The 10823-nt window shown below is 59.8% G+C and carries 7 protein-coding genes; 2 read left to right on the forward strand and 5 right to left on the reverse strand.

All coding sequences use genetic code 11. The annotated features are described in order from the left end of the window. Positions 1–487 precede the first annotated feature (487 nt). From HCN50_RS20210 to HCN50_RS20225, 4 genes are all read right to left on the reverse strand, one after another. Positions 488–3124, reverse strand: a complete 2637-nt coding sequence (locus tag HCN50_RS20210; protein WP_210264993.1) for a CehA/McbA family metallohydrolase — start codon at positions 3122–3124, stop codon at positions 488–490. 1553 nt (positions 3125–4677) lie between these two features. Next, positions 4678–5937 carry an MFS transporter gene (locus HCN50_RS20215; protein WP_171711400.1) on the reverse strand — a complete coding sequence of 420 codons (1260 nt, stop codon included), beginning with the start codon at positions 5935–5937 and terminating at the stop codon, positions 4678–4680. 294 nt (positions 5938–6231) lie between these two features. Continuing rightward, positions 6232–6489, reverse strand: coding sequence for a hypothetical protein (locus HCN50_RS20220; protein WP_171711401.1), 258 nt, complete (start codon positions 6487–6489; stop codon positions 6232–6234). A 240-nt stretch (positions 6490–6729) separates the two neighbouring features. Beyond that, positions 6730–7107 carry a hypothetical protein gene (locus HCN50_RS20225; protein ID WP_171711402.1) on the reverse strand — a complete coding sequence of 126 codons (378 nt, stop codon included), beginning with the start codon at positions 7105–7107 and terminating at the stop codon, positions 6730–6732. Between the two features lie 409 nt (positions 7108–7516). Here HCN50_RS20225 and nodU point away from each other — a divergent pair, with 409 nt between their 5' ends. Both nodU and HCN50_RS20235 read left to right on the forward strand, forming a co-directional pair. Then, positions 7517–9187 (forward strand): nodulation protein NodU, encoded by a 1671-nt coding sequence (gene nodU, locus HCN50_RS20230; RefSeq protein WP_171711403.1) that lies wholly within the window; start codon positions 7517–7519, stop codon positions 9185–9187. Beyond that, on the forward strand, positions 9169–9372 hold the full coding sequence (locus HCN50_RS20235) for a hotdog family protein (protein WP_171711404.1): 204 nt from the start codon (positions 9169–9171) through the stop codon (positions 9370–9372). Before nodU ends, HCN50_RS20235 begins: the two co-directional genes overlap by 19 nt. 318 nt (positions 9373–9690) lie before the next feature. On the opposite strand, the gene HCN50_RS20240 is transcribed toward HCN50_RS20235, so the two are convergent. After that, the coding region (locus HCN50_RS20240) for a xanthine dehydrogenase family protein molybdopterin-binding subunit (RefSeq protein WP_171711405.1) at positions 9691–10823 on the reverse strand (1133 nt) is incomplete at its 5' end.

Below are 10823 nucleotides of genomic sequence, written 5' to 3' on the forward strand. Positions count from 1 at the left end.
GAGTCAACCCGCGAAATTAATGTCTCGCGATCGCAGCAGCAGCCGATTATGCAGGCGCGCGAGCTCGAATATACCTCAGCGCCTCATGCTGGAGACACGACGCAGGGTACCCTGCCCTGCAGCCGAGCTAGCCGGAAAATCAAGCCGGATCAGGCCCTTATGGAATTAATTTAAAGTAGTGCCGCTCCCCGCGAGCTTTCGCTGCATCAGTGGGGAAACAGGCCCATAGGAGATTTTTTTCAGACAATTTGAACCAGCTCAGGCGAATACGGCAAGGGCGCTGATCGATGGTTATCTCCTGCGGGCTACCTAGCATCTTACTATCTGTCCGAGCGTCCAATGTTCTTCGTAGCCTAAATCGATCGTCGATGGCATGCCAGTGGGACATAGCCGGACGTGCCATGGTCCGGGTGCGCCCACGCGACGCCGCCAACACAGACAAGCGGAAACGGACAGCAGATTCCTTTTATCCTAAGTTTTTGTTTCATCAATGCTCGCGGTCAACGTGAACCGAATGGATCGGCACATGCTCGTGGCTGGCGCCGAGTTCGTGAAGCCTGTGATGAAGGCGATGATGTGCAAGCTCCAGGACAGCCCGCAGCCTTGAGTGCCGCGCTTCATCGGTCTTGGGTGCGATCGTATCCACGTAGGCGATCGATCCCTCAATCTGCGCGAGGACCGAGACCGCGTCCGCGGTCGCAAAGACGGGTTTGTCACCGACGTCGACATACACGGCACTGGTGTGGGCCGCAATGTCGGCCTCGCGCCCGGCGACACTGCCTCGAACACGGATAGCGACCCAACAGGACTCGGTGACGCCCAGCTCGAGGTGGCCGTTGCACGACAAGTCGCCGCATCGCACTTCATCGACGACAGTGCCGTTGCGGATCAACTCCACACGCGTCGGGCGAACGCTGACCGATTCGATCCGCCAGTCGATACTGACAGTGCCGCCTGAAGGAGGAATCGCGATCTTGCTCCCGGGACGCCGCCCTTCTACCGTCATGTCCACGAGCGGCCCGACTGTGATGAACGTGTCGCCGCTGCGCACGGCATCCATCCAGTTGCGGTACGTAAAATCGCGCGCGCCCAGCTGCGCATAGGTCCGCGAGCCGCCGAGAAGCGCGGACGCGTCCATCTTGTCGGAACCTGCCACCAGCGGAAGGTGGTAGCCAATGTTGAGGTATCGGTACCAGTCGGCCAGACCGAAGGCGCTGATCTGCGCGGTTAGCGGGTTGAACGACATCATCTCCATCGCGTCGATTAAGCCGAGCACGATATCGGCCGCCCGCTCGGCCTGCGGGTTGGGCGAGTGCGGCATCACGACCAGTCCCCCTTGCTGCCGGCAACGCTCCGCCCAGTCAGCCATGATCGCTTCCAGCGGATCGCCGATCGCCGCTTCGTTCGGTCCGGCGCAAGAGAGCGGATTGATGATCTCGCCTTCGTAGCCGAGAAGCGAGATGTGCCCTAGAACCTGCATCCGGTTCTCCGTGCCGACGCGGACGAGGAACTCTCCGTCGCCGCCGAAGTCCTTCGCCCCGATCGTCGTGCGTCCGTCGAAATCGGCGACGTTGGTGAACAACTCGCCCCACTGCGCCGCGAGCAGGTTGACGACGTTGACACCCTCCGCCTTGCCCTCTAGCAGGGCTGTCTGCGGGCTCAGGAAATGGACGTGCGTATCGGAGCTGACCCAGCCCTGTTCGCGCCAGCGCAGCACTCTGTCCAGCTCGAAGGTAAGGCTTTCCGTATCCGTGGTGACTTCGACGATGCGACGCACAGGCCGCACCTCGAAGCCCCTGCTGATCTCGACGTACACGGGCCCAATCGGCAGGTCCGCGTCGCAGCTGCCATCCACATAGGCGTACTGGTTTAGGCCGTTCGCCAGCTCGCCGGCAAAGTTCTCGAACCTGCCGGTGTTCACCTTGCGGTGGTGTCCCTTGGGCGGCAGATACTCCCCGTGCGCGCCGTGGAGATGCAGGCGTGCGGCGACACGCACACCGCTGACCTTCTCAACGATGCGGATCTTGACGGGTCGCGTCGCCTGCTCGATGGGCACCGCGTCCAGCGATGTGCCTGCTGCGTTCCCGACGGCGTCCAGCGATTGAAGGTCCTGAACATGCAAGCGGCCGTCGTCGGAGCGCAGGTAGAGCCTTGCGTCGGGGTGCGCGGAGTACTCGACGATGATCTGGTCATTGGAGCGCACAGGCTGCACGTCAGGCTTGTCACCGAGCCAATCCGTTCTGGAGTACTCAAGTACGGCGCGGGCGGAGATGACCGAGCCCAGGTCCATGCCGATTTGCTCGCCGCGATGGTCTACATCTAGTTCCCCGAGCTTGTTCAGATGCACCCCGGGCGGCAGCCGCATCCTCAGCTTGCGACGGCCCTGCAGGCGCAGCGGATGCTCCGACAGCTGTGTCGTGCTCACCGCATAGACGAGCGAAGCCTCTCGCTCCGGACGCAGGCTCAGGCCCACGAGCTCCTTCTCTGGATGCGGATTTGGCAGCGCATAAAGCCACAAGTTCTCGCCTTCACGATCCATGCGTCCCGATTCGGTGCGAGCCTCGCCGTTGATGAAGCTAGTGCGCGCCGCTCGCCCGAGCGCGAAGTTTTCTCCGGTGCTCGCGTGCACGATGGGCCCACGCAGCGGCACGGCCCCGAATGCACTCGCACTCCATACGATGTGTTTCTGCTGGATTGCGAACCGCCGCAGCACGGGCACGTCCGCGGCGCTGTCGTCGGCATATCGGAGCGCATACGTCGACACCCGATTGCCCAGCGGGTTGCCATCCGCAGAGTGCGCGGCTGGCCCGATCTCGCCAAACCCTTCAGGCCTCACGGGTTGATGGTCCGTGACCACATGCACAAAGAGCACGTAGGTGGCCAATGTGGGTAACAGTGAGATTTCGGTAGGACCCTCCCCAGTCCGCAAGGCCAGCACATCGAGCCCTGCATCGTCGCCGAATAGAAACGGGATGCCGCGATGCGTCTGCGGCCCCCGCAATGAGTCGATCCAGCCGGTGTCGCCCGCGCGCTTGCCGAACCGCTCGTCCAGCTCCCGGCGCCTGGCATTGAAATATGGCTTCAGATCCACGGGCGTGAAGTGCGGCGATGAGGGTGTTTTCATTCGATGGACTCCAGTTCTGGGAAGTCGTCGCCGAGTCCTGTTGATTCGGCAGCAAAGCGTTGAACTTTTTCGACTGGATGAAGTCGCATGGACAAAATAGACGAGAGGTCACTGGCGATCGGAATTCCGATTGAGCGTCGAGGGCAAGCAAATGGATGATGGTACTGTCATAGTGGCGTGTGCGCGGGACCCTGAATGCAAGGAGAACACGGGTGTTCGCAACACTTCTGGCGGAGACAATAGCTCGTGTACTTCCGTCAGCTGAGGTAACGCTGTAGACCACGCCTACAGTGGACACGAAGCATCTCAGTTCGACGCAACGTAAAAGCATTACTTTGAGACCTCGGTGACGTCGGCGACATTCCTACCTGAGAGCAACCCGCCGGTTTTCCGCAGTCGCTCCCGAGACAGCTCCCGGACCTTGCGGCCTCGGCGCATATTCAGTAGATCCGGCCAGCCGGCGCTAGCCCCGTCAGAATGCAAGACTTCAAAGAAGTAGCTATCGAAGATCAACTCGACGTTCTCTGCAGCGTCGATATCGCGCACGACTGCTCTTTGGGTAACGCATCCATTTGTAAGATTCCAGGCGGTCGCTCGTACGCCGGAGCCGACGTGTGCGCGATCAACTGCGTCACGGTACGCTCCGCGAAATATCGGTACTTGGCGCCTCGTGAGGCCCAAGTGCTAGGCCAGACAGCCACAATGCCAATACCGCGGCGATGGCCGTGGCCGCGGTTTCTCGGCTGGTGTTCGGGATTGCCGGATCGTCGAAGTCCCAAGCCAGATCCACGGAAACATGGTCGATCCGCTAGTCCAGCACGCGGCCGCAGGGGCTCCGTCGGGCGAACCGTGGCGGCATAGCCGGTGTACAGCATAGCCCATACGTACGCACGTCCCATGCTGCCGTCGATGCAGCCTTTGCGTGTGTGTGTGCGTTCTGCCCACCTTACCGGTGGGAGGGTCGAGCGTGGATGATGGGGTGACCAAATCATCCGGACGCACATGGATTTCGAGCAGCCGCCGCACGTAAGCGTTGGCGACCGCCTCCACCTGAGAGTTGCCCAGCTGGGCCAAGGCTCAGTAAACCAGGCTTGTCGCCTAGAGCGAGTGGCTGCTGCTCTCCGCAGCCCCAACAGCACTGGCCTCTTCGACCTTGCCGCCTGGAGTGCAAGTTCGCGCCCGGCTTTATTTCTGAGGAATGATGCTTCCGAGTGCGGCACGGTGATAGAAGCCAAAGCCCTAAAAGACTGTCCATTGCAAGGAGCGCCGCAGCATCCGGCGCAGCGCTGAATGCCCGTCGGCATTTGGGGACCGCTCTGCTTCAGCAATAGCCGCGAGCCAAAACTCGCCGACGAACGCCCCTCCTGTCCAATCGCCATCGGACATGAACGTGCCCAATGCGCGCCCAGTGGGGCAGCCCTGAGTTGTAGCGCCTCGGGTCTGCGCAAATACTCGTGCGCTCGGAGAGAAATCCGTTTCTCGACAAGGTTTGGCTCCAACAGAATTCCTCCGGTCGCCTTGCCGCGGCGCGCGGAGTAGGCAGACAGACGGGTTCAGTTGCCGATGTAGACGCGGCCGCGGTTCTTGGCGATGCGATAGACCACTACGCTCAGCAGCGCTATCCATGATCCGTAGACGGGAAATATCCAGGTCATGTGCTCGCGTTGCAACCACACCATGAGATAAGGTGAAGTCCCGCCAAACAACGAGACGCCCAAAGCATAGCCGAGCGCTACCCCCGTCGTCCGAACGGCACGCGGCATCAGCGTGGTTGCGATGAAGTTGTAGAGCCCCATGTTGAAGCCTACGATAGCTCCGCCGAACACCATCACGATGAAGAAAGTGGAGATGCTCTTCTCCGAATAGACCAATGTAAGAAAGAAGCACGGGATGAGCAGCAGGCGCAGCAGCGTGAACGCGCGGGATGGTCGCATCTTGTCCGCGAAGGCGCCCACGTACGGGGCGGTCACCATCCAGGTTAGCCCCATCAGCGTCAGGATTCCGAACACCCAGGTGCTGTTCTCCTTGAACACCGTATTGGCCATATTGGGCAGACCCGCAATCCATGCGTAGTTAGCGATCTGCACCGATCCAATGACCAGAATGACCGCGAGCAACGAGAGCCGAACGCTCCACAGCGTTTTCCATATGCCGCTGGTCGTTTCTTGAATGCGCGACAACTCATCCTGGCGATGCATCGCGCGATTGACCAAAGTCTCCGGCATGGCTGCCCGCAGATAAATGATAAACAAGCCGAGCACGCCGCCAAACGCGATGGGTATACGCCACGCCCACTCGCGCATCACCTCAGGTGCCACCGAGGCACTCACCAGAAACGCGACCATGCTGGCCCCGATTGCGCCCAGCTGAATGAACGTACCACCGATCAGGCCAAGGTAACGCCCTTCCTTGCCTGGTGGCGCTAGTTCGATCGCGATCGCGTTCGCGACACCCGACTCGGCGCCAAGGGAAAGTCCTTGAACGATTCGAATAAGAAGCAGCGCCACAGCTGCCGTAACGCCGATATCGTCATAGGCCGGCAAGATGGAGATCAGCAATGAGGACAGCGCCATCGCCGTCACCGAGATCATCATTACTCGCTTATGGCTGATCCGATCTGCGACTGGACCAAGCAAGGCAGCCCCGAGCGGCCGCGCGAGGAAGCCCGCTCCAAACACCGCGAGCGCCGCGAGCAGAGAGGTGATCGGATCACCGGAAGGAAAGAAGTGCGGCGACAGAAACGCAGCCATCACGCCGTAGATGTTCCAGTCATACGCCTCCAGCGCTACGCCTCCACCGAGACCGACCGTCATTCTCCTAGTGACAACTAGCTTCTCTGGCTGGATCGGGGCAGCAGCGGGGTGAGTGATATCGTGCATGTGTCCGGTTCGCTCGGCTGGTGAAAATCGGTTAAGAATATCGATGGGGAAACTTCAGGATAGGATCGCGTCTGGCGCAGTGGCGTCATATTTGGCCATCAAGTAAGCGGCGCCTTGGCAAATTGGCCAGTGCCGATCCAATGCTCTCGCATATTCCGCTCATCGGCTCCTGTCTGTTGACGGCCGCATCAATCGACGGCGGTTCGGTCGAGCGCGCAACACGCGCGATCATGCCCGCAGCTCTTGCATCATCTGCACTTCGCCGCGGAGTTGCGACAGCGGACCAATCTGGATCGCTATCCTACCGCTCGTCTCAGCCTTGGCGAATTCCAGCGCCGTAAGCTGATAATGATTGTCCGCAGCCAGCGCGTGGCCGAGCTTCATGACGATCTTTTCGGCCGATTGCGCACCGGCAACGACCGCAAGCGCGCAGACAAGGATGCACCCTGACAACGATCCAACAATACTGTGCAATGCGCTGCTCACGGTGTCTCCCCCATGGTATTTTTATGAAGCGGCGATTGACGCCGATTGGTGTGGAAGTATGGCGATCTGCCAATTCCCGCGTTAGGACGCTTTTCCATATTTCTTGTACTTTTTGACGAGATGTACTTGGAAGCGGGAGTGCAGAAACGAGCAACACGACGTTCACCCCACAAATATTTCGGTGCTTTACGAGGCGCATCAAACGGGATGACTTCGCGGAAACGCCATATGGCTATTTTATTATCCTCGCGGCGTCGGTGACGAATACTTGCAGCGCAATAACAAATCCATGCGACAGCCATCGATGAGGATTCTTAGGATTCCAAGGATTTGGACAAAGCGTCTTGACGTCGGCGAAACGCCCTTTCTACCCTTTTGTTGCGCGAACCGCCGCTCGCGATGTGGCGCCTGCATCTTTGACAGCTTTCCTCTCGCGTCATATTCATGCCAATAGCCGAGACGCTCCTGATCTTTCAGGGCCATGACGAGAAACGAGACAGTCGAACGATCGGTCGATGCCGAGCTTACTGAAAAGCAAAACCAGATTCCTTCCCCCGTTTTGGCGTCTACGCGGTAGTTCTCGATGATCGGTGCATCGAAGGTCGGGTGTTGCGGCACCTCAACTCCTGACCTGACAGATCGGATAAATCGCCCGAGACAGAAAATCCGGCTTGCGGCCTACTTCGGAGAACGCTTCACGGTTGATGGGTGTCACGCATGCTCCTGTCCGAAAACACACGTGCCAATGTTGGGAACCCGCCAAGCTGATTGCGAACGCGAGTTTGAGCCGGGAACGTCGTTGGATTCCTCTGAATCCCGGTGGCCCAAATCATGCAATGCGGTAGCGAAGTGTCTTGTAATCGGATCTCGCGCTGGGAGACGACCTTAGATATCTAGAACGAAACATTGATTGAGCTCGACGCGAGCAGCGCCAGGGAGACTCGTTCAACGGCTGCTTACTTGCGTGCTTTCAGCGTCTGATTCACTCGATCGGAATCGAATTGTCAGCGTTAGCTAAGGAGACACTATGCGCATCTGCGGTATCAAGCTGACGCATGACGGAGCGATCGCTGTTGTCGAGGATGGACGACTTGTCTTCTGTGTCGAGCAGGAAAAGCGGAGCAACAATCCGCGGTATCAACGCATTGACAATCTCGATGCAGTTGTTCTCGCTTTGGCGGAGCACGGTCTGGACTTGGGGGATGTCGATCAGTTCGTCATCGACGGCTGGTGGGGGAAGGTAGAGTCGCAGTTCCACGTACTCAGTGGGGCGACGCCTATCACTCTAAAAGGGGCGACGTATTTTGAGCGCCATACCGAAGGCCTTCTCACTTCGCGCGACGGCTTTGGCCTGATGCTCGGCGACACGGTCTTCCCTTATAAAAGTTATCCGCACGTCACAGGGCATGTGGCATCAGCATACTGCACTAGTCCCTTTGCCAAAGCCGGACAACCCGCGTTCTGCCTGGTGTGGGACGGTGGCACTTTTCCACGTCTCTATTATGTAGAACGCCGCGCAGCCCGGTTTCTCGGATGCCTATTCCCGATGATTGGCCAAGTCTATGCTGCCGCGGGCTATCACTTCGGACCCTTCAAGCAGGCGAACCGCACCGATTGGGACCTCGGTGTTGCCGGCAAGCTGATGGCTTACATCGCGCTCGGGTCTGTTGATGAAGAAATCGTCACGGTATTTCAGAAGCTCTATGAGGAACGCTTTGCGGCCGACACTGAGCTTGTCCATCGTTACAGCGCGAATGCCTCGCGTGGCGCGGGCTCCCCACTTGGGGCTGTGCATGACTTTTTCGAGGCCAGCGCGCTCCTGTTGAAGGCCAAGGCACCCGAAGATGTGCTCGCATCGTTTCATTGTTTTCTTGAGCGTCTGCTCCTCCGCGAAATGGCGACTGCTTTGCAGCGGCATTCGTGTTTGCCGCCGCGCAATTTGTGTATAGCTGGAGGCTGCGGTCTCAATATCAAATGGAACAGTGCACTACGTGCCAGCGGCCTGTTCGATGCCGTCTGGGTGCCGCCCTTTCCGAATGACAGTGGCTCGGCAATTGGCGCCGCTTGCTCCGCACTAGCGGCGGACAAGGGCTTCGTGCCGTTGGAATGGTCGGTCTATAGTGGTCCAGCCCTGCAAGCTCGCGATGTCCCGCCACAATGGGAGGGCGCGCCGTGTAGCATGCGTGAACTTGCGACGATTCTCGCCAACAACAAGCCCATAATTTTCCTTGCCGGCCGCGCCGAGCTTGGACCACGGGCATTGGGTAGCAGAAGCATTCTCGCAGCCGCAGCTTCGCCGCGAATGAAGGATTATCTCAATGATATCAAACTTCGCGAACACTTCCGGCCAGTGGCGCCGATATGCCTAGAGGATCGTGCGCCGGATATTTTCAGTCCTGGAACGCCGGACCCTTACATGCTTTTCGATCACCAGACACGAGCAGAATGGCGCGAAAAGATCCCAGCTGTTGTACATCTCGACCAATCTGCGCGATTGCAGACCGTTTGCAGAACCTCTCAGCACAAAATCGCCGAACTTCTCATGGAATACGAAAAACTCACGGGCATTCCGCTGCTTTGCAATACAAGTGCTAACCTCCATGGACGTGGGTTTTTCCCTGATGCCGCAGCCGCCTGCGAATGGGGACAGGTTGAGCACGTATGGTGCGATGGCATGCTATGGACGAAAACTCCGTAAGCGCAGTGTCCTATCGATATGGCATCACTTTCGATGCCCCGGTCTATTTTGGGGACACCGTCACCGCAAAGCTGGTGGTGCGTGAGAAGGACGAGGAGCGCAACACCTGCATCTTTCTGCCACGCTGTCACCAACCAGAACGGCTCGGTCGTGGCGTCAGGCAGCACTTCCTGAAGGACTTTTGATGCAAACAGCTGACCGTGGCGGCGCTGACCGTGGCGGCCTGGTAAAGCCTTGTCATACCGAAACCATTGCGGATCGGCAGCCGGCGTGCCAGACGCCCTCGATCAACCTGGGAAGCAAGCGCTGGTGCGTGCGGCCGGCCGAAGCCAGTCTCCTTAGTCGAATTCCCCGTTAAACAGGACAATTTGCGGGGATCCTCGGAATACGGGAACCGAACTAACCCATCTATTCGGCTGTCCGCTTCAGATAGTGCAATTCGAAAAAACTTCGCCGGAGAGGCCCCCGGCGAGTCGTCCCTGTCGGGCGCTTGTGACTGGGGCTTACGCCTTCATCGCGCCCTTCACGGCTTCCGGCGTGATCGGCAACGAGCGGATACGCGCGCCGCAGGCGTTGAAGATGGCATTGCCGAGCGCAGGCGCGACGACGGTCACCGCCGGCTCGCCGACGCCGGTCGGCTTGTCGCCGTTGGCGATGACGTTGACGGCGACTTCCGGCGCCTGGCTCATCCGCAAGGGCGTATAGGTATCGAAATTGGTCTGTTCGATACCACCGTCCTTCAGCGTCGCCTTCTCATACATGGCGAGCGAAAGGCCCCACAGCGCCGCGCCCTCGACCTGGGCGCGGATGTTGTCGGGATGCACCTGCATGCCGACGTCGGTGGCGACGGTCAATTTCTTGACCTTGACCTCGCCGGACGGCGCGACCGCGACATGGGCGACGCAGGCGGTCCAGCTTGCGGTGGCCCGCTCTTGCGATGAGACACAGGCGATGCCCATACCCTCGCCCTTCGGCAGCTTGGTGGTGCCGTAGCCAGCCATGCCCATCGCTGCGAGCAGGGTGTTGCGCAGCCGCTGCGCGCCGCCGTCATTCTTGCCTTTGCCGTCCAGCAGCGCAATGCGATACTGAGCGGGATCCTGGCCGGCCGCGTGCGCGAGCTCGTCGATCATGCTTTCGACCGCCCAGAACGTCCAGCCCGGCGCCACCGAGCGCAGCGGACCGGACGGCGTGGCGGTGTGCGCCAGCTCGTTCTTGATCGCGCGGACATTGTGATTGGGCACTGAATAGAAGAAATCCGCCCCATTCACGGTGAAGGAGTCGAGCGGCCCCTTCTTGTCGACCGACGGCGTCAGGAAATCGGGGATTCCCCACCGCGCAGTCGGCCAGGCCGAGACCACGTCGTGGTTGAGCGCGATCAGCTTGCCGTCACCATCCAGGCCCGCCTTCACCTTCTGGAAGGTCAGCGGACGCGAATAGTCCATGGTCATGTCGTTTTCGCGCGAATAGATCACCTTGACCGGCTTGCCGACGGCCTTCGCCGCCTGCACCGCAGGCACCATCATGTCGGCGTCCAACCGCCGGCCGAAGCCGCCGCCCAGCCACATCTGGTGCATCACGACGAACTTGGGATCGATCCCGGCCGCTCCCGCCGCGATTGCCCCGGTGCGCGTCGCAA

Origin of the sequence: Bradyrhizobium archetypum (assembly GCF_013114835.1) — a bacterium.
Classification (GTDB): Bacteria; Pseudomonadota; Alphaproteobacteria; order Rhizobiales; family Xanthobacteraceae; genus Bradyrhizobium; species Bradyrhizobium archetypum.